The organism is Bacillus sp. D48C, assembly GCF_053345735.1.
In genome coordinates this window covers 17,938-40,970 of the sequence record NZ_JBKFAQ010000012.1, presented here as the reverse complement: position 1 = coordinate 40,970, position 23,033 = coordinate 17,938, and the positions used below count along the sequence as shown (strand labels likewise).

Sequence of the window (23,033 nt, the reverse complement as noted above, 5' to 3'; positions counted from 1 at the left end):
TAATAACAGAAATACGGGGCAACATTTGTAAAATATATTTTTAACTGGGGGTTTTGTATGATTCAAGTTCGAAATCTAGTAAAATCATTCGGTTCACTTGATGTGTTAAAAGGAATTGATTTAGAAGTAAAAGAAAAAGAAGTTGTTGTTTTAATTGGTGCCAGTGGTTCTGGTAAAAGTACATTACTTCGCTGTCTTAACTTTTTAGAAATGTACGATGAAGGCGAAATTCACTTACAAGGTGAGCGAATTGATCCAAAGCATTCAAATTTAAATAAAGTCCGTGAAAATGTCGGTATGGTTTTTCAGCACTTTAACCTCTTTCCTCATATGACCTCACTAGAAAACATCATAGAAGCACCTATTCATGTAAAAAAATTAGAGAAAGCAAATGCACAGGATATTGGAAATCAACTTCTCCAAAAAGTCGGCCTTCAAGATAAAGCGGATGTAACTCCTCATCTTCTTTCAGGTGGTCAAAAACAGCGCATTGCCATTGCACGAGCTCTTGCAATGAGCCCTAAGATTATGCTATTTGATGAGCCTACCTCAGCTTTAGACCCTGAACTTGTTGGAGAAGTATTGCAAGTTATGAAAGAACTTGCTGAAGAAGGGATGACAATGGTTATTGTTACTCATGAAATGAATTTCGCAAAAGATGTAGCTGATCGCGTCATCTTTATGGACGATGGAAAGATTGTAGAAGATGCTCCGCCAGCACAATTCTTTTCAGCTCCATCACATGAACGAGCAAAACAATTTTTACGTAACGTTTTATAATGTAACTTCTGTTTCAAACGAAAAGGAATACATTCATACGGTGCACAACTAATCATCCAAATAAAATATTTCAATAACATACTGAAAAACATCCGTATGATCAATATATAGGAGGGGTTTTATGAAAAGAAAACTATTAACCATTGTTGCGAGCATTACACTATGTACATCCTTCATACTAGGAGCTTGTAGCAAAGAAAGTTCTACTACTTCATCAAATGGTGAAAAAGAATTTCGCTATGCGATGAGTGGATTATACAAACCTTTTAACTATAAAGAAAATGACGGCAAACTTGTCGGTTTTGATGTAGAAATCGGTGAAGCTCTTGCTAAAAAGATGAACATGAAGGCTACGCCAGTTACAAACCCATGGGAAACGCTAATTCAAGGTCTTCAAGCGAAGAAATATGATGTAATACTGGGTAGTATGGCAATTACAGAGGAGCGCTTAAAAGCTGTTAGTTTCTCAAATCCGTACTATCGCTCTGGCGCCCAAATTTTTGTAGCTAAAAAGAATACCGCTATCTCTTCTCCAGAAGATTTAAAAGGTAAGAAAATTGGTGTTGTAAAAGCTAGTACCTTTAAAAATCTTGTTGCAAAATATACAGATCAAATCACAGAATATGACAGTGATATTACTGCTCTTATGGATTTAGAGCCTGGGCGTGTTGACGCAGTAATTACGGATCAAATGGTTGGTCTACGTATGATAAAAGAAGGAAAATCGAATATAAAAGAAGCCGGAAAACCATTAAATCTTGATGAAATGGGAATTGCTATTCGCAAAGATAATAAAGAAATGGTTGAGAAAGTAAATAAAGCGTTAGATGAAATCATTAAAGATGGTACGTATGATAAGATCAGTAAAAAATGGTTCGGACGTAATATTCTTGGTGAAGAGGAAAAAACGAAGTAAGTAAGTTAGCCATTCAAAAGATTCATAAACAGTGCCCCACTGATTAAGTGTTCATTTTATGTGGGGCATTTCATTCTCTACTAAAATCTATACAATATGAGGTGAAACGCATGTTTGAAATTTTTATCTCTTCCTATCCCACACTCTTAAAAGCTACTATTGTCACATTACAATTAACATTAACTTCCCTAGTACTCGGTTCATTAATTGGATTATTATTCGCTTTCTTTCGAATCTCTAACAATAAAGTTTTAAATAGTATCGCTCATGTCTACATTGCTATTATTCGTGGTACACCTTTAATTGTTCAAATTGCCATTCTCTATTTTGGAATTACATCTGTTGTTGTTTTCACCCCTTTTTGGGCAGGAGCAATCGCTTTAGCAATTCATAACGGTGCATATATTACGGAAATTTTCCGTGGATCTATTCAATCCGTTGACCGAGGACAATTAGAAGCAGCTCGCTCTTTAGGCATGCCTTATCCTTTAGCTATGCGACGAATTATATTACCACAAGCATTTCGTCTGTCTCTTCCTCCTCTAGGAAACCAATTTATTATCGGATTAAAAGATTCTTCACTTGTTGCTTATGTAGGAATGTCCGAATTATGGGGATCGGGTTTATCAATTGCAGCAGGTAACTTCCAACAATTAGATACTTACATAATCGTTGGTGCATACTATCTCGTACTTGTTCTTCTATTTACTTATTTTGTTAATCTTTTAGAAAAACGATTACAACGAAAAGAAACTAACTCCTTCCAAGTCAATAAAAAGAACAAAAAGGAAGTTTCTTTATAAGAAAAAGCAAGCCTGAGATGGCTTGCTTTTTCACTGCAAAAATATATTAATTTTTACTGATTTATTTTTTTAATACTCTCTTTTTCTTCTATATGTTCCTCACGATATGAAATATTATGAGGGTCTAAGCCATTTCCTAAAGAACCGTAGAAATGCTCTCTATGCGGATCAACTAATTCACTTCCGTGATAATACACACGTGGTGTATTCCAAAGTGCTGCCAATGCTTTTGTCATCGGCATTTCGTGATAACGTTCCGGCCACATTTCTTTAATCTTCTCTTTTACTAACGGATAGTATTTAGAGCTCATAGCAGGGAACAGATGATGTTCTGTATGATATGAGAAATTGAAATGCAAAACGTCTACCCAGCGCGGCACTGTTACTGATAAGCAGTTTGCTAACGGATCATTTACTGGAACAATTGGATTTAAGCGGTGATTTGTTGCGATATATGCCATTACAATAAAGTTAGCAATTAACAACGGAATGACATATGCAAATAACCATTTTCCAGGTCCCATAATAAACAATAAACTAATCCAAACTGTCCAAGGCAAAAGAAGTTGAAGCCATACAGATTTTTGATTGGATGACTTGAACTCTTTTATAAAATGAAAGAACATTCGAGTCGAATGCAATGTAAATTGAATTGTTAGTGACAGAAAACTAAAGAATGAACGTACATGTAGAGGCATACGATATACCCAACTCAAAAACTTACTCTTCTTAAGTTTCTCAAGTGTCGGCCATGCATCCGGATCATTCTCTTCATGCTGTGTATGAACATGATGCGTTGCATTATGCCACTTTCTCCAAAGCTTTGGCCCTGTTGATAATGGCATAAATGCAATCGCTCCTAAGAAGTCACGAAGCCATGCCTTTCTTACAACAGTTCCATGTAAAATTTCATGCCCTAAAAATCCTAGTGAAGCAAAACATAATCCAAGAACAATCGCAATTCCTAGATTCGCCCACACATTCAATTCAAATACACCAATCGATATTAATCCCGACAATGCCACAAGCAAATAAGCCAATCCACCAAATAAACGAGTAGGCACTGGTTTAAATGCTTTTTTCGGCAAATGTGGTGATACACGTGCTGCATACCACCCAAATGTATGAAGCTCCTTCATCCTTTTGCCCCTTTCTTATGCCGCGCCTTGCGCAACTTACATATATCAATTCTTGCTTCCAGATTGATTTTACTAAATGATCCAAAAAGCATGTATTATAAGGAAAATATACTCACTCTATCGTCACTTATTTTTCGCTTTTATTATCAATGAAAAACATTTCTCTTTTTACTCTCTATCAACCTTTCCACATGATGAATCATAACAATAGAATTTCTATATTGTCAACAACTTTTATGACCTAGTAATAAAAGTTGGTTATATTTTTATAATCATACTTTATTTCACTAAAGAAAATTTATATATTACATAAGGATTTATCCACTATCTATAGACATTTTCTTAAACGCCATAGACCCTATCTCATTCAATAAATCTCTATGTAATCAACAAACAGAATCACTTGAATTTAGTTTTATATAAATCCTACTTCTTCATAATGCCCCACCTAATTAATTATATCAAAATAATTTATAACCTCTTTTAATAAAAATAGACTTCTTCTAAAACAACACACATGAATTTCATATAATATGGAAATATTAAAAGGAAAATTGTTCTAAAATCAGGAGGTTTCAGCAATGACAAGTGATACATTTCCACAACTGCCGCTATCTTATTGGATTGAATCTACTCAGTTTCCTACTTTCCCTCGTTTATCCGAAAATATAAAGGCGAAAGTTGCTATTATCGGTGCTGGTATTACAGGTATTACTACTGCCTATTTACTTGCAAAAGAAGGCATCGATGTTGTTTTAATTGATTCTGGTCGTATTTTAAACGGGACGACTGGGCATACAACAGCGAAAGTAACAGCACAACATGATCTTATTTATGATGAATTAATAAATCACTTCGGTGTAGAAAAGGCCGGGCTTTACTATGAATCAAATAATCAGGCTCTACAATTCATAAACGAAACTGTTCAAACATATAAAATCGACTGTAATTTCTCAAATGAAGATTCATATTTATATACAACTACTGATAACGGATTAAGAAATTTATCGAAAGAATATGAAGCTTATCAAAAATTAAATATACCTTGTGATTATGTTCAATCTCTATCGATTCCTATTCCAGTACAATCTGCACTTGTCATGAAAAATCAAGCACAATTCCATCCCCTTCTTTATTTAAAAACACTTTTAGAAAAGTTTGTGGAGATGGGTGGAAAGGTCTACGAACAAACAACAGCTATGGATGTGGAAAAGGAAGATTATCCACAAATAATTACAAAAGAGGGCCATCATATCACTTGTGAATATGTTGTCTCTTGTTCACATTTTCCTTTTTATGATGCGAATAGCTTTTTCTTTACGCGAATGTACGCAGAACGCTCCTACGCTCTTGCAATAAAAGCCAAAACAGATTATCCAGGTGGCATGTATTTAAGTATTGATGATCCAAAGCGCTCCTTACGCTATATAACAAACAATGGAGAGAAATTAATTTTAATTGGCGGAGAAAGTCATAAAACAGGACAAGGAATAAATACGATGCTTCATTATGAAGCACTCTATTCTTTTGCTGAAGCAACTTTTGGAATAGACGAGGTTCCTTATAGATGGTCAGCACAAGATTTAATCACTCTAGATAAGCTTCCTTATATCGGACATATTAACGAAAGAAATCCAAATATATTTGTTGCAACTGGATATCGCAAATGGGGAATGACAACTGGAACTGCTGCCGCTCAGCTACTGAAGGACTCCATCCTAAAAGTCCACAGTCCCTATAAAGAACTGTATGCACCATCACGCTTCCATGATCCAGATATAAAAACGTTCCTCTCCCAGAACATTGATGTTGCGAAACATTTAATTGAAGGAAAGATCGAAACCGCATTACGTAAGCCAGAAGATCTCGAAGTTGGTGAAGGATCTGTCGTACATGTTAACGGTAAACGAGCAGGTGCTTATAAGGACAAAGAAGGAAAATTACATATCGTCGATACAACTTGTACACATCTCGGCTGTGAAGTTGAATGGAATAATGGTGATTGTACCTGGGATTGTCCTTGCCATGGTTCTCGTTTTTCAATTGAAGGAGACGTTCTTGAAGGTCCAGCAGATCAACCGTTAAAACGAGTTGATAATGAGTGAACAAATAAAGAAGTTCAACATAATTACTGTTGAACTTCTTTATTTGTTATAAAACCTTTTCAGATAAATTTCAACACAGGGAGGAAAATATTAACATTAAATGAAATAATATATTCATCTACAAATTAAAAAGTGGGGGAATATTATGCAACCTTCAGCTCCACCTCATCTAGAATCTACAGAAACTATCTTTTCAAGCTCTATTACAAAACTTGTTGTTTTTATTTGTTGGCTAGCCATTTTAGCTGATGGATATGATTTAGGTATTTACGGTGCCGTTCTACCAAAGCTCCTAGAAGACAAAAGCTGGGCGCTATCACCATCGCACGCTGGCACAATTGCAAGCTATGCTTTATTTGGGATGTTTATTGGGGCTATTCTAGTTGGAACGATTACAGATCTAATTGGACGTAAATGGACGCTTATATGCTGTTTAGCACTTTTTTCTATCACAATGGGTTTAGCGGCTATCGCTCCTTCTCCTGAGTTATTTGGATTATCTCGATTTATAGGAGGAATCGGATTAGGCGGTGTTATCCCAACAGCTTCAGCACTTACTGTTGAATATTCACCCAAAAAAAGGCAATCTTTTATTTATGCTCTTATGTTTACTGGCTATCCTTTAGGTATCGTGTTAGGTGCTATTTTGTCTATATTTATGTTAGAAGATTTCGGATGGAGAATTATGTTTGGTATCGGAATGATTCCACTACTCCTCATTCCTTTCATTATTCGCTATTTACCTGAGTCCATTCAATTTTTATTATCACGTAATCGCCAAGAAGAAGTGAACCAAATTCTTAATCGTTTTCCAATTGAATTTCATGTGAAAAATAAAACTCATCAAGCTCCATCTACTATACAAAAGAAAAATGGATTTACTACGTTATTCTCAAAAGAATACATAAAAGCAACGCTACTTTTTTGGATTACTTATATAATGGGAATGTTTTTAATATACGGTTTAAACACTTGGTTACCACAGATGATGCGCCAGGCAGGATATCCTCTTGGGTCTAGTCTGTCATTTCTACTTATGCTAAATATTACCGCAGCTATCGGCGCATTATTCGCTGGAGCAATTGCTGATCGTATAGGAGCAAAAATTGTTATTAGCATCTCTTATCTTATGGCAGCTATATGTATCGGACTATTAACAATCAAACCATCTGTTACAATCATTTATCTTTTAATTGGCCTTGCTGGTATTGGATCAGTCGGTATTACTCAAATATTAAATGCATATGTAACACAATACTTCCCATCACATATCCGAGCTACCTCCTTAGGCTGGGGACTGGGGCTTGGCCGAGTTGGTGCAATTGCTGGCCCAATTCTTGTCGGTATTATTATGACAATGCAATATGACTTAGCATGGAATTTTTACTTATTCTCCTTTGCAGGTCTTATCGCAGCTATATCTGTTTTCTTCATTCCTACAAAATAAAAAGGGCACAAACTTACTTGTGCTCTTTTTCATATGCTTCAAACAACATATCTCGAAACAATGTATTTAAACTCTCAATATCGATTCCTGATCCCTTTTCAATTCCTTTTACATATTCCTGATAGTAATGAATTTGTTCTTCTAAAAATTGATTTAGCACCTTAATTTTCAATCCAACATCTAATTCAGTACCTGCTTTTTTCTTTATTAACAACTTTTCAATTTCATCTAATACGCTACGTTCTAATGATAATTCTGTAATCAATCGGTCAAATTCTACAGGAGGTAAAGTCGTTTTCTCTTCTAGCCACTTACAAGCTAAAATGGGACGTAATACATAAAAGTACTTTTTCAGCTTTACATTCTCACCTTGCAAAAATTCACGATAATTTTTCGACGCCATATGTAAATAATGATATATCGTTGCTTTTGGATCAAAATTCTTCTCACTCATCTGTTGAAGTAGTTCTGGAAAATTAGAGTTTTTCGAATAAAAAATTGGTGATCGAATCCACTCAAGTAAAGCAGGATTCGACTTCGCGAATAGTTGCAATGCCTTTTTAATATCCCAACCACTTATATCTAAATCATCGCTAATTGGATATTCAATTACATCTCGTTTATCATGAATTGATAAATACCATTCTACTGGATGTATATAAATAAACCTAACATCATAATCGCTATCTTTCGATGGAAACCCCCAAGCACGACTCCCTGATTCCACCGCAAATAAAATTTTCACATCATTCTCTTTTTCAATTCTTTCTAACTCCAACTCGATTTTCTCTCTCATTTCATAACAACTCCATTTTTTGATTATTTCCTTGGAAATTCGACAATACACTATTAATTTTACTACATACTAAAAAAACTGTCAGAAATTACTGACAGCCTAATAAAACGTCTATTGTTGCTTTTCAATTACAGTAGCAGCAATTCGTTCAAACTCTTTTTGAATCTCCTCTTTATATGCATCTACTATTGAAAAATCCATAGCAGCAATATAAATTCGTTCTAATTTATCACGAACCGATTTTGCTTTCGCTAAGAAAGACATCGCCTCATTCATTTTTGCTTTATACTGAATGGAGACATCACGAATTTCCTTCGCATATTTCTCATCCGTCCCTGGCGTAACAATAAGGGCATACATATCAATAATTTCATCACCCTCGCGACTTGGAAAATATTCATGTGGTGCGGTGCTATCAAAAATTGCAAATCCTAATTCTCTTACGATAACCATATCAAGACTATTCGGGTCAAATCCGCAATGATATACTTCAACTTCAAACCCTTTTTCCTCAGCTGCCTTAGCTAACTTTTTGAGCATCGTTGATTTTCCAGAGCCTGGGCGCCCTTTTATAAAATAACGATGTGGTAACCCTTCTGTTAAATTAGGAACAAAATCAACTGCTCCTTTCGGTGTAGCAGCTCCTAAAAAACGATGTTTTACAAGCGATTGTCTCCCGCTTTTATCTGCAAATAATTTCTGGATTAGCTGATTGGTTAGTTCATTTGCTTTATTAAAATCTATATTATCAATATATATCTTCTCCCACTCATCATGTATAACCAATGCCTCTTTAAAACGTGCGTAAGCAGACTGAAAAGCTTTGCTTGCTTCTGAAACAAATCTTTCAATTTCTAACTTCTGCTTTCTTAGTTTATCTGAGTCCCAAGCAATTCCTAAATTTATATACTCTTCAACAACTCCTGGCATTTTTGGCTCAATAACATGCGGCGATGTCCCATCAACAATTCCTACTTTTAATTTTGGGATAATTACACCATCAACCGATTTATTATCAGAAGAACAATGTAACAATTCAATATCATATCCTTTTTCAATCCATTCACGACCTATTGCCTTTATTAAAGAAGATTTTCCCGTTCCTGGGCCACCCTTTAAGATAAATAATCTGTCTAATCCTTTTAAATTCTCTTCGTATAAATTGTGAAATCCCCTAGCTGTATTACCACCAGCATAATAATTTAATACATTTCCTGTCACTGCACTCACTCCTTCGCAGCATTCTATTTACATAACCTACAATATGCGAGCAGCTTTATTTGGGTGAATACCTATTTTGTATTGCACGAAAAAAGGAAATGAATTACAATTTAACTATCGGAAAATTCCGTTTTCAAAAAAACTGAATACTTCTTTATCAAGAGAGGCAGAGGGACCGGCCCTTTGAAGCCCAGCAACCTCAGTTTATACAAACTGAATAGGTGCTAATTCCTGCAAAATGCATTGCATTTTGGAAGATAAAACTCAACTAGCATGTAAAGCTCACCTTTCTTGATATTGAAGGGTGAGCTTTTTATTATTTGAAAAATATATATTGGAGGTATGTAAAATGAAAGTAATTGATTTATCGCAAACATTTGAAAATAATATGTCTCAATTTCCTGGAACACCTAAAATACAACTAGAAGCTGTTACAAGTGTTGAAGAATCAGGCTATCAAGTTACAGATTTTCATTCTGTCGTTCATGTTGGCACGCATTGTGATGCTCCTGCGCATTTTATTTCAGGCGCAACGACCATCGATCAATTACCGCTGGATCAATTTGTAGGTGAAGCTGTTCTTATAGATGTAACACATATTCAAGAGCGAAAATTACCTAAGGCAGTATTGCATAATACTGACATAAAAGAAGGTGATATTGTTATTTTTCATTCTAATCTATCCACCAAATGGAATACAGAAGCTTATGAGAAAGAAGCATTTTATCTTTCTGAAGAATTAGCTGAAGAATTAGTTCAATTAAAAGTAAAATCTATCGGTTTAGATTTCATTTCTCCTGATGAAGTCACAACAGAAACATCACCGATTCATCACATATTACTAGGGAATAATATTTACTTAATTGAAAACTTAACAAATCTAGATGCTATCGAAACAAAACGTTTCTTTTTCTCAGCCGCACCTTTAAAAATTAAAAATAGTGACGGTGCTTTCGCAAGAGCATTTGCTGTTATATTTTAAACACAACCTATAAAGTGAACCTTTAATCAGTGGGGGTTTTGTTCATCCCACACCTAACTTCTTTGCTTCCGCTGAATTTTGAGGTGGGGGTCTTACTGCCCGGCAAATAGCGGGATTAAAAAAAGCAAAGGCCACTACTGGTCTTTGCTTCTATATTTTCTATTTAAATTAAGAAAGAATTGTTCCACACGGGGACGCACCCAAGCTAAACAATCTATCTCTTTCTTCTTTGTGCAAGCTATCTCTTCTCCATCTACCATTTCAACAAGTTCTAGTTCTAACAGTTGCCTCGTGAATGCTAACATATTCACTTCTTCAGATGGATACTCTTCTTTTAATTTCTCCTCAATTTCTCCCAATAAAAAACCGTCACGCATCATTGCCAATGCATCAATCCAAAGTGGCGGCATTTCATATTTTTCTCCTGTAATTGTATCTTTTACAATATAATTCTTTTGCTCTTTTCGAAATTGAATCGTGTGTAAACATACAGTCGAATTTAATGTTAATTCCATCATACCACCTCTTTCATAATATCTGCATAGAAAAAAGGATGCGCGTGCACCCCTTCTTATCTTTTCATAACACTACTGAACCGTTACATGAGTAATCAATCTCATGTCGATATTTTCCTCCATTATAAACGAAGTATTTTATAAAAAAAACCCTTCTTGAAATATTTTATAAAATGTTTATATTTACACAACAAGAACACTTTTCTGAAAAATCTTTTCTCCCAATACATTAAACGGTCGGCAGAAAAATTTCTACTTTCGTTCCTACTCCTAGACTACTTTGGATTGTGATACTCCCTTGATGTTCCTTAATAATTTTATATGTAATCATTAATCCAAGTCCTGTACCAGTCTCCTTTGTTGTGTAAAATGCCTTGCCGATTTTTTCCAACTTTTCATTCTCTATACCAAATCCTTGGTCTTCAACAGAAATACACAAATGTCCTTGCGTTTTTTGATATGCACGGATATGAATTTCTCCGCCCTCTGGCATTGATTCTATTCCATTTTTAATGATATTTAATAACACTTGTTTTAATTGCTTATCATCACCGTTTATAGCCGGTAAATTCCCATCTACTTGTAAATGACATTTAACTCTATATTGCATTGCATAACTTTCCATTAGATGCACAACATATAGAAGGATGTCTCGTATATTACACCTTTCATAATTTGTTGGCTTTGGTTTTCCTAACAACATCAATTCACTAACAAATCCATTAACCCTTTCAATTTCTTGTAACATAATGTCGTAGCTCATCGTATCAGCTGGATTTCTTTCTTTTTGCATTTGCGTAAACCCTTTTAACGCTGTTAACGGATTTCGAATTTCATGGGCAATTGTTGTAGACATAGTTCCAATCACAGCTAAATTTTCCGTCTCTTTCATATTGTTCATCATTTCAACCACTGTTCTTACATAAGATTGAAATCGTTTTAATAAAGAATGTGAAATAATGAAATAGAATACACATAAAACAAGTGGAATTACCACTTTTAAATCTTGTAATAGCAATGTGAAAAATACGTACTTTCCAATTACACTAAAGGAAACTAAATAAAAGTATTTTCTATTCACGAAAACTGGGGCAAATAAAATTAATAACATTTCTACCATACTACCATGTTCAAAAGGTCTATCCGTTCGCAAATAAATCATTAAATTATTAACAAGATTGATAAACATGTACCCAAATAAAAATAAATATTTTACAGAATATACATACCCTCTTTTTTGAAGGTATATAGAAATAGGAAATATTGCTATTACAAATATAGGCACACCTATCCCAAGACTACCTTCTGGCCAACCTACCGCTGTTCCACTAATATTCATAGCAGGATACACAAAATAATATATAGCGTCATATAAAAAGAATATAATATAGAATAATAATATAAATACCTTTAAGGCTCTTCTTTCTTCATAAATCAAGCTCTTGTATTTGTTCATATAAAAACTCCCCTTGATCGATACAAAAAACTTTCATTGTTATCTCCTTAAAGTATAAGTATGAAATTGCTTTCAGGGCAATATTTAACCTTATAATACTAAAAGGAAGGAGATCTCTCCTTCCTTTTGGTAACAAATTACACCCATCTTACCCTGTCATGTAACAATCCATCAGTAAAATTATTATGCCCCATTACAAAATCCTTCATATATAAATTTAAATACTCACCGTACTTACTTTCTGTATTTAATAACAACTCCTCGACGTAATAAGCACCTTGTTCAAAGCGATCTAAAAGTAAACTGGACAAGCCCGCATAAATCCCGCACCCTACCTGAAAATACGTTGCATTCGTTTTATATTTACGAAAAACTTGGCTACTATTCATCACATTATACATATATGTCTCACTATTTTCATAAACGAGTAACACACCGACCAAGTCCTCTCCAGCAACCTCTTCTTCCGCTGGATTAAACACTTTACGATTCCAGTTCCATAAATCTTCTACTTGGTCTAAATTCTGTCTAATTATATTTGTTGTATACTCATTAATTCGGTAAAGAAAACCAACTTCCATATTAAAGTTTTTCCCTAAAATTAATACTTCCTCATGTGGCATTAAACAACCATAGAATTCTTTTTCTCCCAACTTCACTTTATACTCTGAAGCATATACATCTTCATAAAAGTAAAGAGGACGATGTTGACTCATATACATCGGATAACTCCAGATTGCTTCATCTAAAAATCGCTCTACTGCCCATGAAGCATAAAGTGTATGTGGCTTTATAAGCGCTATATCATTCAAAAACGACGTGTCATGTTCTACAATATAACATGCTCTTGGCCTTTCATTTGGTCGTTCCTTCATAAGTTCAACAACCATCCATTGAACAACACCTGGATTCATACCTGAACCTATAATCGCTTTTGTATTTGTAAATTTCTCTTTCTCCTTCTCAAACCTTGTATATCTTTCCGTAAGCTGAAAGCCGATTAAGCTATCGTCCTGATCTACGGCCTCATTTTCCAAGGCTGAATTAATATAACAAATTCCTAGTTCATTACAGCAGCTTAATACTCTAATTGTATCTGCTCCTGAAACATCAATCACAACACTCGTTCTTTTTTCTTTTAAATGTTGTTTAAATTCCACTACATTTTGAAGGTTTATTTCATATAAATATAAGCGACCTTTCAAATTCGAAAACAACTCATCATAATAAGTCCTATCTTTTTGTTTTATATCCACCAAATGAAATTTGGCATTCTTTAATACTTCATAAATTGGATCTTTTTCATTTGCTATCGCTTGATTTAAAATTGCTAAAACTGCTTTTGCTGCTCCACCAGCACTACCAAGCAATGTAATTGATAACGAATTCGGAAACTGCTCCACAAACAAAACCCCTTTAATAAATTAGTTGAGCAGCTCCTCCTCAAAAAATAAATTGAATACATAAAAAGATAGCTCGTACATATTTCTTTATAAAGTAGTGCAAAATTATTTTTAAAAGATCGCACTATAATATATTTATATTCAATTCATTTTTCCCCTCATATCCAAATTAAACTAAATAAATAGGCTCGACCTTTTCTTCTGCATATAAAAGAAAAAGCCAGCCCTTCCAACTAATCTACGGACAATGGACGGATTTTACATGTTGAATATTCACATACATTTTTGCATCACGTGCTTTTGATATTTCAATATGACCTTCATCAATTTTCGCCATTTTTCCAATTTTATTGGACTCCTCACCTAAATCGAACACCATAATTTTCCCTGTCATTTTAATAAGCTGTTCTTCAAACGTTCTAGCTAACGTAATATTTAACGGATTTACGGGGAGTTCATTTTTATTGAGGGCATACGGTACTTGGTTTTCTTTATACGGAATTAACCATTTTAAATGCTTTAAAGATATATATACCGTTTTATAAACCGGACTATAAAAAACAATATAATCGTTCATCACACTTGTAACATAACCATGTATTGGAGCATTTCCTGCTACATAAACTTCTGTAAAAATACCTTTAGAAGTACTTAATACTTTTCTCAAAGAAATTGAAGGTGATTCCCTCTTAATTACAGAATCAACATCTGGTTTTGATATTTCTTCGTCATATGGTCTTAAAAATTTATAGTATTGTACATGATATAAAGATATATATACGTAATCTTGTCCATTGTAAAGAACAACGATATCATTTCCTACATCAATTAATACACCTTTAAATCTTTTTTCACCGATTAATTTAACATATATATTTTCTCCAATACTTTTATTCAACTCATTCATCTATATCCTCCTTCCTATGAATATCAGCTTTCCTATCTTCCGTTTCAAAAAAAATAATCAGGGCAATGTTTTGTCTTAATAGTAAGTAATTCCTTTTCATACTATCGAAATAAGAAATTGTTCTTCTCTTTCCCTCATAATGCCCCTCTTATTTATTAAACATTATTCATCTTCATTCTTTTTACATTTCACTACTTGACTCACACTCTTAATATGATAATTAATGATATAAATGACTTCATCGCAGTTTACTAGTGTAATACATTCTTCATGCACTTCACTTAATAATCCTTCCACACATTCTGGACCGCCACGATTAATCTTTACCCACTTATACTTCAAGTCACGTAATACATCGACAAAAGTATCATCATCAGAGCAGAAACATGAAACATAGGAATCGCCACATTTACTTTCTTTCACTTTCTTAGCTAGACTCTTCACATGTTTCAATTGGTAATATACTAATTCACCAAGAGGAAGTTGTAATGTAAGGTAATCTCTCCCTAACGATACAAGTACCCCCACTCGACTCTCTGGTCCACGAAGATTTACTTTTACAGTCTCACCGACTAAGCATTTAATTTGCTCACAGCATAATATACTTTCCAAATTTGTATCCTCCTTTCTTATTATCTTCCTCTACTTGACTGTCTTTGTGCGCGAGCTCGACCTGAATTATCGCTACTACTTTCCTTACTATTACTATCTTCGCTCTCATCGCTCTCTCCGCATGCTAATGCATTATAGTTAACACTTTTAATATGCTTTATTGCAATTAATATAACTTCTTCTTTTACAATTAATGTAACGAAGTCACAAGAAACATCTTGTAAAATGCCTTCCACTTTCTCTGGACCACCGCGATTAATTTTCACCCAGCAATATTTGAAGCTTAGAAGTAGTGCTTCAAAGTCGTCTGCACATTCGCAATCTTCCCAATCACAATCACTTGATCCACAGTCTTTTGCATTTTTCGTAATACTTTTCAGATGGCTAAGTTGATAGTAATAAAGCTCACCTTTTTCATTCTTCAATACGAAGTAGTCCGGACATACTGATATTATTGTTCCTTTTTGAGATTCTGGACCACCCCTGTTTACTCTCACAAAAGATCCAATTAAGTCTTTCAGAAAATCACAATGAAATAAACTCACGAGAAAACCCCTTCCATTAATTTATAAGCTTTTGCACTGATAGTATATGTATCTGTACAGGTTACGTTCTCTATGTTTGTCCTAGCTAGAAAAAAATATGCTTTTAACATGGTAGACTACTACCTATCAAAAATATAAGAAATTCTGCGTGCCCATTAGGATTTTGATACATTTAAACAAAAATCCCGTATGAAGATACATTTCTGCATATCTTCATACGGGATTTCCCAAAGTTTAGTCTTCGTCTTTAACATCCATATCTTCTGGAATTGGTTCATTTAATATTTCTTCCACTAACTGCTTATATTTCTCCATTTGTTCTAAATGTGTATTGAATTGTTCTTTATTTACTAAATATTGCTCTCCATCGAATAGCGCACGAATTTTCTTTTGCTGAATTAACTCTTCAATATACGATTTCGGTAAATTCAAATACTCCGCAGTCTCTTCTACTGTTATATACAATGCGTTCATTCCTTTATTATTTTTTCATCTATACTGTATCTTACTTTACTTTATTTTTGTAAACAAATAAAAAAGATTTTGTAAATGCAGTTCAAAAAGCAGGTAGATGCATTCCATATATTGTATAGTATTATATAGTAAGAATTTTTTAAATATAGAATGGTATTACCCATTTACACAAAGGAGAGTTAACATATGGCTACTCGTCACATCATTACAATGTTAGAAAAAACACTACAAGTTGAAACAGAAAACACAATTTCTCATTTGAATGTATCTTTATCTGATCGTTTTCTTTCTCAAAGCACAGCAATACATGAAAACAATTGTTATCATACAATTGGTGAATGGTACAAAAATCATTTCTTATTCCAACAAGATGATTTCCTTTGGGCTAAATATGCTTTCTATGACGCATATTGTGAAGCCATCAAAAAACAAGGCCATCTTACAAAACGCGTCCGTCAAATATTAGAATCATTGGCTCGAAAACATGGAAAACAATATATTGCTTCTATACTAAATATGCCATTTCCTAATGAACGCGCTAAAGGGACAGCGTAATTTAGCCATGTTCTGCGTAAGCAAAACATAGCTAAATTGTTTTCTAGGATGCTTTACCAATAAAATGTTCATATCATATGAACTGATGAAACCGGTGTCATTATAATGATTGAAAATATAGTAAACAGGAAAACCCCCACGTACATCTCTCATCCATTTGAATAGAGAAGTATGTGGGGGTATACTTGTTCCTTATTATTTCATCATCTGTTTAATCAGTTCTCGATTTCTCTTCTTAAATACTTCATTATGAGAAGAAACCATTCCGTACTCACTTGCATCTGGTTGGATAAATTGCTTTGCTTTATTCACAGCATTTCCAGCATCTTGGAATGCACCTGCAATTAAGTGTAGTTTCCCTTCGTGCTTTAAAATATCTCCAGCAGCATATAATCCATCTACTGAAGACTCACTATTTGCATTACCTGCAATATAATAATTATCTATAATCGCAACGTCTAACTCACTATTTTCTAATAATGTAATGTCACGTTCATATCCATGATTAATAATAACTTCATCAATAGGTAAATGAGAAACCTCACCTGTTTCATGATTTGTCAATTCTACATATTCGATCGCTTCATGATTATCACCAGCAATGAGTTTTGTAATCGATGTATTAAAGAAACACTCCGCCGAGCTGTTCAGCAGTTGTTTTACTTGTGCTTCATGACCAGATAATTCTTCTTTTCTATATGTTACATACACTTTTTTCGCAATTGGTTCTAATTCATTTGCCCAATCAACCGCAGAATTTCCTCCGCCGGAAATAATGACCGTCTTACCTTTGAAACGCTTTAAAGATTTCACTGTATAATTTAAATTAGATACTTCAAATCGCTCAGCACCTTCAATTGATAACTTTTGAGGTTTCAATATACCACTTCCAGTTGCGACGATAACTGTTTTTGAAAAATGTTCTTCGCCATTGCTTGCTTTTAACGTAAAAGTGCCATCTTCGTTACGAATAATCGATTCTACTTTTGTATTTAATACCACTTCTGGCTTAAATGTTAGCCCTTGCTGTACAAGTTGTTCAATTAATTTATCACCTGTAACTGGCAGCAGCCCTCCTACATCCCAAATCATCTTCTCTGGATAAACATGTATTTTTCCACCTAACTGTGGTTGAAATTCTATTATTTTCGTTTTCATCTCTCTGAGTCCACTATAAAAAGCTGAATAAAGCCCTGCAGGTCCTCCGCCTATCACAGTTACATCAAACAATTCTTCTTGATTCATTCGTGTCACTCCTCAGCTACTAGTCATTGATTATCATTCTCAATAAAATATAACCTGTTTCCGCAAAATTTACAATCAAAATTACTATTGACAATACACCTATATAAAATTATATTATTTAAAGAATCAATAGTGATAATCATTATCAATTTGTTAATAATTAGCAAATTGAGATTACATCTTCTTTCATTAATATGGTTAATACTATATTATAAAATCTCATATTCAAGATTTTTAATAAATTATTTTGCATTACCACTACTCTTTCAAAAAGATTACAGTTAAACAAATTATTGTATACACATATCATCTATGTTAAAGGAGAAAGACGATGAAAAAGTTATTTATTTCACTAACAGTTCTTTTCGTTCTTGTTATGAGTGCTTGTAGCAATGGCTCTACAGACAAAAAGAACGATGCAAAAGGTAGTAAATCAGAAACAATTACATACCAATCTGAAAATGGTAAAGTAGAAGTTCCTGCAAATCCAAAACGCGTTGTTGTATTATCATCATTCGCTGGTAACGTAATGTCATTAGATGTAAATCTTGTTGGGGTAGATTCATGGTCTAAACAAAACCCACGTTTTGATAGCAAACTTAAAGATGTTGCTGAAGTATCAGATGAAAATGTTGAAAAAATCGCTGAACTAAATCCAGATTTAATCATCGGTTTATCAAATATTAAAAATGTCGATAAGTTAAAGAAAATCGCTCCTACTGTAACATACACTTACGGAAAAGTTGATTACTTAACACAGCATTTAGAAATTGGTAAGTTATTAAACAAAGAAAAAGAAGCAAAAACTTGGGTTGATGACTTCAAGAAACGTGCACAAGAAGCTGGTAAAGAAATTAAAGCAAAAATCGGTGAAGATGCAACAGTTTCTGTTGTAGAAAACTTCAACAAACAGCTTTATGTATACGGCGAGAACTGGGGCCGCGGAACAGAAATCCTGTACCAAGAAATGAAATTAAAAATGCCTGAAAAAGTAAAAGAAAAAGCATTAAAAGAAGGTTACTACGCATTATCTACTGAGGTATTACCGGAATTTGCTGGTGATTACTTAATCGTAAGTAAAAATAAAGAGACTGATAACTCATTCCAAGAGACAGAATCATATAAAAACATCCCAGCAGTAAAAAATAATCGCGTATATGAAGCAAACATGATGGAATTCTATTTCAATGATCCACTTACATTAGATTTCCAACTAGACTTCTTCAAGAAGAACTTTCTTGGTAAATAATACAAACATGAGGAATTCTTAATTTAAGAATTCCTCTTCCTTTATTCTATGAACAGAAAAGATGTGAAACGAATGACAAAAGATCATGAAAATCCACGTTCTATAGCTTTTACATACAAACTAATTTTAAGCTTAATTGCATTCTTTCTTATTTTTATGGTTGCAATGGTATTAGGTGCTGCAGATACTTCGATAAAAGATGTATGGTTAGCACTCACTTCCTCCGCTAAAGGAGACAAAATATCTATTATTCGAGAAATACGTTTACCACGTGAAGTTGCTGCTATTTTTGTAGGAGCTGGATTAGCCGTTTCTGGAGCGATTATGCAAGGATTAACACGAAATCCACTTGCAGATCCTGGTTTATTAGGGCTATCTGGTGGAGCAAATGCTGCGCTTGCACTGACACTTGCTTTCAATCCTTCCATCAGCTATCTTTACTTAACATTAGCTTGCTTTATCGGTGCGGCAATTGGCGCAATCATGGTATTTGGAATTGGTATGGTGAAAAAAGGCGGCCTTTCTCCTCTTCGAATTGTATTAGCGGGCGCTGCAGTTTCCGCATTTCTACTCGCAATTTCAGAAGGAATCGGCATTTATTTTAAAATTTCACAAGATGTATCACTTTGGACTGCTGGGGGCGTAATTGGAACAACTTGGAGCCAATTAAAAATTATTATTCCAGTCATTTCAATTAGTATCTTTATCGCTATCTTACTAGCAAAAAAATTAACAGTTCTTAGTTTCAGTGAGGAAGTGGCTATTGGACTTGGTCAAAAAATTATTGTTATTAAAACTATTTTATTTATCATTATTATCTTACTTGCAGGTGCATCTGTAGCGCTTGTTGGAAATATGGCATTTATCGGTTTAATGGTACCTCACATGGTACGCCCAATTGTCGGTCCAGATTACCGATTTGTTATACCGATGTCAGCAATTGCTGGAGCTTCCTTTATGCTACTTGCAGATACAATCGGACGTACTATTAACGCTCCGTACGAAACACCAGTTGCGGCAATTGTCGCGATTGTAGGGTTACCATTCTTCCTATTCATTGTACGTAAAGGAGGAAAAACATTCTCATGATGCAATCTATTCTAAGAAAACAACGTCTTATTATACTCGCTTTACTAATACTGACCATCACCACCATTGTAGTTGGAATGGGACTTGGTTCAGCATCTTTATCTTATGATCGACTACTCCCAACATTAATGGGACAAGGGACTTTTAAAGAGGAGTTTGTTTTATACTCTTTAAGACTACCTAGAATTGTGATTACATTATTAGCTGGTATGGCTCTCGCTTTATCAGGGGCTATATTCCAAGGAATTACTCGAAATGATTTAGCTGAACCTGGTATTCTCGGGATCAACTCTGGGGCCGGTGTTGCTGTTGCTATTTTCTTTTTATACTTTCCAATAGATGTAGGTTCATTTCTTTACTTACTACCAGTCGTTGGATTTATCGGGGCTTTTCTGACAGCTGTTCTAATTTACGTATTTTCATATAGTAAATCAACTGGGCTTCAGCCAATCCGACTAACATTAACCGGTATTGGTTTTTCATTTGCACTATCTGGAATGATGATTGTCCTTATTTCATCCGCTGATCGTATGAAAGTGGACTTTATCGCCAAGTGGATTGCCGGAAACATTTGGGGAGATGACTGGGTCTTCGTTTTAGCAATGCTCCCATGGTTAATCGTATTAATTCCGTTCGTTTTCTATAAAGCAAATCGATTAAACATTCTAGCATTAAACGAGCCAGTCGCAATCGGTGTTGGAATTGAAATTGAAAAAGAACGCAGATACTTATTAGTTGCAGCCGTTGCGCTTGCAGCTGCAGCTGTTTCCGTAACAGGAGGAATTAGCTTTATCGGACTAATGGCTCCTCATATCGCGAAATCTTTAGTAGGTCCAAGACATCAAATTTTCATGCCTATTGCCGTTTTAATCGGCGGATGGCTATTGCTATTAGCAGATACAATTGGCCGAAACATCGTTGAACCTAACGGCATCCCAGCAGGTATTGTCGTTGCTTTAATTGGGGCTCCTTACTTTATGTATTTGTTGCTTAAGAAAGCGTAAAAAACACCCTCAAGATCTTTTCTTGAGGGTGTTTTTGTTTCATTCTACTGCTGCCCATACCCTTCAAACTTCTTCGCCAAATTCTCCATCTCATCTTCTGGCAAAAGCTTCGGTTCTCCGACGCTTTTCGTTTGATAATAAATTTGAGCACAAAACTCAATCTCTTCTGCAACAGTAAACGCCATTTTTATATTATTTGCACCAGCAATTAAACCGTGATTTGCAAGTAGCACAGCACGACGATCAATCATGCCTTCAAAAGCAGCATCCGCTAATTGCTTCGTACCAAATGTTTCATACGGTGCACAGCGAACATTCGGGCCTGCGAAAGCAATTAAATATGAAACAGCAGGAAGCTCCCATCCTAATGACGCAATCGTCTTTGCGTAAGGAGAATGTGTATGCACAAGCGCATTTATATCTTCACGATTTCTATAATAAATAAGATGCATATCTAGTTCGCTTGATGGCTTTCTCTCTCCCTCTACCACTTCACCATCTAAGTTTAATATAACTACATCTTCAGGTTTTGTTTCATAATACTCTAAACCACTTGGACTAATCGCAACAAGACCTTGTTCGCGATTGAAAATACTAATATTACCCCCAGTCCCCTTTGTTAAACCACTAGAGATCATTTTCTTTCCATACGCTACAATTTCTTCTCTTTCTTTTTGTAATAACATATACATCCCCCTAAGTATGAAGCTTATGATGACTGACTTTTATATTTATCTATTTATTGAAATAGCTTTTTTAAATTCTCCGTAAACGGTGCCTTTACAATCCCTTTTTCTGTAATAATCGCTGTTACATTTTCATATGGAGTAACATCAAATGCTGGATTATATACTTTACTTTCTTTCGGAGCTGAATATTGTCCGAAACGATTAATCACTTCAGAAGCATCCCTTTCTTCAATCGGAATTTCTTTTCCTGTCGGTGTTTTTAAGTCGATTGTTGGTGTTGGCGCCGCTACATAAAACGGAATGTTGTAGTATTTAGCTAAAATAGATACGCCTAATGTGCCAATTTTATTTGCTACATCACCGTTTGCTGCCACGCGGTCACATCCAACGATTACAGCATCGATTTTTCCTTGTGACATGACCATAGCTGCCATATTATCCGTAATGACAGTAACATCAATTCCCGCTCGCTGTAGTTCTAATGCTGTTAACGTTGAACCTTGTAACCTAGGACGAGTTTCATCTGAATAGATTTTTAAGTCCCATCCTTTTTCTTTCGCTAAGTACATTGGTGCTGTCGCAGTACCATACTTAGTCGTCGCTAACGCACCAGCATTGCAATGTGTTAATACTCCCATTTCATCATCGAATAATGTTAATGCATGCTCTCCAATTTGACGATTAATTTCTTCATCTTCTCTATGAATCTCTTTTGCCTCTTCTAGTAATCTGTCTTTCAACTGGACGATTGATAAGTGCGCGTTCTCTGTCGCTACCGCTTCCATTCTTTCAAGTGCCCAGAATAAGTTTACTGCCGTTGGCCTTGATGTTGCCAAATATGCACATACCTTTTTGACTTCCTCTATAAAGTCTTCCATCTTACTTTGAATAACTTCCTTTGTTCCTAAATACACACCGTACGCTGCCGAAACACCAATTGCTGGTGCTCCTCGTACTTTCATTACTTGAATGGCATCCCACACACTTTCAGCTGTCTTGAAAGATTCATAGACAACCTCATTCGGTAATAATGTTTGATCTAATAAAACTAAAGCATCATCTTTCCACTGAATGGGTATTAATTGCTCTTCCATCATATTC

23 protein-coding genes and 1 riboswitch are annotated in these 23,033 nt (G+C 34.7%); of the genes, 10 read left to right on the top strand and 13 right to left on the bottom strand.

What is annotated here, in order from left to right; all coding sequences use genetic code 11:
* Positions 1 to 57: 57 nt before the first annotated feature.
* The 3 genes from ACLBXA_RS23510 (at position 58) to ACLBXA_RS23500 (ending at position 2,499) form a co-directional block, all read left to right on the top strand.
* Positions 58 to 780, top strand: a complete 723-nt coding sequence (locus ACLBXA_RS23510; protein ID WP_000616926.1) for an amino acid ABC transporter ATP-binding protein — start codon at positions 58 to 60, stop codon at positions 778 to 780.
* Positions 781 to 901: 121 nt separating this feature from the next.
* Positions 902 to 1,696, top strand: a complete 795-nt coding sequence (locus ACLBXA_RS23505) for an ABC transporter substrate-binding protein (protein ID WP_000823756.1) — start codon at positions 902 to 904, stop codon at positions 1,694 to 1,696.
* Positions 1,697 to 1,743: 47 nt separating this feature from the next.
* Positions 1,744 to 2,499: an amino acid ABC transporter permease gene (locus tag ACLBXA_RS23500; RefSeq protein WP_003255986.1), complete on the top strand. Its 756-nt coding sequence runs from the start codon at positions 1,744 to 1,746 to the stop codon at positions 2,497 to 2,499.
* A 53-nt stretch (positions 2,500 to 2,552) separates the two neighbouring features.
* Here the strand turns inward: ACLBXA_RS23500 and ACLBXA_RS23495 are convergent, their stop codons facing one another.
* On the bottom strand, positions 2,553 to 3,638 hold the full coding sequence (locus ACLBXA_RS23495) for a fatty acid desaturase family protein (RefSeq protein WP_000661228.1): 1,086 nt from the start codon (positions 3,636 to 3,638) through the stop codon (positions 2,553 to 2,555).
* A 581-nt stretch (positions 3,639 to 4,219) separates the two neighbouring features.
* Here ACLBXA_RS23495 and ACLBXA_RS23490 point away from each other — a divergent pair.
* Entirely contained in the window at positions 4,220 to 5,743 is a 1,524-nt protein-coding gene (locus tag ACLBXA_RS23490) for an FAD-dependent oxidoreductase (protein WP_447617554.1), read from the top strand.
* A 145-nt stretch (positions 5,744 to 5,888) separates the two neighbouring features.
* On the top strand, positions 5,889 to 7,190 hold the full coding sequence (locus ACLBXA_RS23485) for an MFS transporter (protein WP_001183099.1): 1,302 nt from the start codon (positions 5,889 to 5,891) through the stop codon (positions 7,188 to 7,190).
* A gap of 13 nt (positions 7,191 to 7,203) precedes the next feature.
* Here the strand turns inward: ACLBXA_RS23485 and ACLBXA_RS23480 are convergent, their stop codons facing one another.
* On the bottom strand, positions 7,204 to 7,986 hold the full coding sequence (locus ACLBXA_RS23480) for a nucleotidyltransferase domain-containing protein (RefSeq protein ID WP_001208229.1): 783 nt from the start codon (positions 7,984 to 7,986) through the stop codon (positions 7,204 to 7,206).
* A 111-nt stretch (positions 7,987 to 8,097) separates the two neighbouring features.
* A complete protein-coding gene (locus tag ACLBXA_RS23475) occupies positions 8,098 to 9,207 on the bottom strand; it encodes a PRK06851 family protein (RefSeq protein WP_000147466.1) in 1,110 nt (369 codons plus the stop codon).
* 151 nt (positions 9,208 to 9,358) lie between these two features.
* Positions 9,359 to 9,471: riboswitch (SAM riboswitch) on the top strand.
* 85 nt (positions 9,472 to 9,556) lie between these two features.
* Between ACLBXA_RS23475 and ACLBXA_RS23470 the strand changes: the two genes are divergently transcribed.
* Positions 9,557 to 10,189 carry a cyclase family protein gene (locus ACLBXA_RS23470; RefSeq protein WP_000862976.1) on the top strand — a complete coding sequence of 211 codons (633 nt, stop codon included), beginning with the start codon at positions 9,557 to 9,559 and terminating at the stop codon, positions 10,187 to 10,189.
* A 134-nt stretch (positions 10,190 to 10,323) separates the two neighbouring features.
* Here the strand turns inward: ACLBXA_RS23470 and ACLBXA_RS23465 are convergent, their stop codons facing one another.
* The 7 genes from ACLBXA_RS23465 to ACLBXA_RS23435 form a co-directional block, all read right to left on the bottom strand.
* Positions 10,324 to 10,704: a hypothetical protein gene (locus ACLBXA_RS23465; protein ID WP_000424116.1), complete on the bottom strand. Its 381-nt coding sequence runs from the start codon at positions 10,702 to 10,704 to the stop codon at positions 10,324 to 10,326.
* Between the two features lie 229 nt (positions 10,705 to 10,933).
* Positions 10,934 to 12,160: an ATP-binding protein gene (locus ACLBXA_RS23460; protein WP_001046097.1), complete on the bottom strand. Its 1,227-nt coding sequence runs from the start codon at positions 12,158 to 12,160 to the stop codon at positions 10,934 to 10,936.
* A gap of 137 nt (positions 12,161 to 12,297) precedes the next feature.
* Positions 12,298 to 13,563 (bottom strand): hypothetical protein, encoded by a 1,266-nt coding sequence (locus tag ACLBXA_RS23455; RefSeq protein WP_000434723.1) that lies wholly within the window; start codon positions 13,561 to 13,563, stop codon positions 12,298 to 12,300.
* A 238-nt stretch (positions 13,564 to 13,801) separates the two neighbouring features.
* Positions 13,802 to 14,470 (bottom strand): hypothetical protein, encoded by a 669-nt coding sequence (locus tag ACLBXA_RS23450; RefSeq protein ID WP_001004281.1) that lies wholly within the window; start codon positions 14,468 to 14,470, stop codon positions 13,802 to 13,804.
* A 162-nt stretch (positions 14,471 to 14,632) separates the two neighbouring features.
* Positions 14,633 to 15,082, bottom strand: a complete 450-nt coding sequence (locus ACLBXA_RS23445; RefSeq protein WP_000443833.1) for a hypothetical protein — start codon at positions 15,080 to 15,082, stop codon at positions 14,633 to 14,635.
* Positions 15,083 to 15,102: 20 nt separating this feature from the next.
* The gene (locus tag ACLBXA_RS23440; RefSeq protein ID WP_000051518.1) at positions 15,103 to 15,627 is read right to left on the bottom strand and encodes a hypothetical protein; all 525 of its coding nucleotides are present in this window, start codon (positions 15,625 to 15,627) and stop codon (positions 15,103 to 15,105) included.
* A 234-nt stretch (positions 15,628 to 15,861) separates the two neighbouring features.
* Positions 15,862 to 16,101 (bottom strand): helix-turn-helix domain-containing protein, encoded by a 240-nt coding sequence (locus ACLBXA_RS23435; protein ID WP_001998970.1) that lies wholly within the window; start codon positions 16,099 to 16,101, stop codon positions 15,862 to 15,864.
* Positions 16,102 to 16,287: 186 nt separating this feature from the next.
* Between ACLBXA_RS23435 and ACLBXA_RS23430 the strand changes: the two genes are divergently transcribed.
* Positions 16,288 to 16,656 carry a hypothetical protein gene (locus tag ACLBXA_RS23430; protein WP_000235474.1) on the top strand — a complete coding sequence of 123 codons (369 nt, stop codon included), beginning with the start codon at positions 16,288 to 16,290 and terminating at the stop codon, positions 16,654 to 16,656.
* A 195-nt stretch (positions 16,657 to 16,851) separates the two neighbouring features.
* Here ACLBXA_RS23430 and ACLBXA_RS23425 read toward each other — a convergent pair whose 3' ends face one another.
* Positions 16,852 to 17,901, bottom strand: a complete 1,050-nt coding sequence (locus ACLBXA_RS23425; RefSeq protein WP_001070938.1) for an NAD(P)/FAD-dependent oxidoreductase — start codon at positions 17,899 to 17,901, stop codon at positions 16,852 to 16,854.
* Positions 17,902 to 18,232: 331 nt separating this feature from the next.
* Between ACLBXA_RS23425 and ACLBXA_RS23420 the strand changes: the two genes are divergently transcribed.
* The 3 genes from ACLBXA_RS23420 to ACLBXA_RS23410 are packed head-to-tail and all read left to right on the top strand — an operon-like array spanning position 18,233 to position 21,243.
* Complete coding sequence (locus tag ACLBXA_RS23420; RefSeq protein ID WP_000732570.1) at positions 18,233 to 19,150, top strand: iron-hydroxamate ABC transporter substrate-binding protein; 918 nt, start codon at positions 18,233 to 18,235, stop codon at positions 19,148 to 19,150.
* A 48-nt stretch (positions 19,151 to 19,198) separates the two neighbouring features.
* Positions 19,199 to 20,239 carry a FecCD family ABC transporter permease gene (locus ACLBXA_RS23415; protein ID WP_002153558.1) on the top strand — a complete coding sequence of 347 codons (1,041 nt, stop codon included), beginning with the start codon at positions 19,199 to 19,201 and terminating at the stop codon, positions 20,237 to 20,239.
* Complete coding sequence (locus ACLBXA_RS23410) at positions 20,236 to 21,243, top strand: FecCD family ABC transporter permease (protein WP_000983742.1); 1,008 nt, start codon at positions 20,236 to 20,238, stop codon at positions 21,241 to 21,243. Before ACLBXA_RS23415 ends, ACLBXA_RS23410 begins: the two co-directional genes overlap by 4 nt.
* Before the next feature lie 44 nt (positions 21,244 to 21,287).
* On the opposite strand, the gene ACLBXA_RS23405 is transcribed toward ACLBXA_RS23410, so the two are convergent.
* On the bottom strand, positions 21,288 to 21,929 hold the full coding sequence (locus ACLBXA_RS23405; protein WP_000926560.1) for an L-fuculose-phosphate aldolase: 642 nt from the start codon (positions 21,927 to 21,929) through the stop codon (positions 21,288 to 21,290).
* A 53-nt stretch (positions 21,930 to 21,982) separates the two neighbouring features.
* Positions 21,983 to 23,026 (bottom strand): S-methyl-5-thioribose-1-phosphate isomerase, encoded by a 1,044-nt coding sequence (mtnA, locus tag ACLBXA_RS23400; protein WP_447617553.1) that lies wholly within the window; start codon positions 23,024 to 23,026, stop codon positions 21,983 to 21,985.
* Between the last annotated feature and the right edge of the window lie 7 nt (positions 23,027 to 23,033).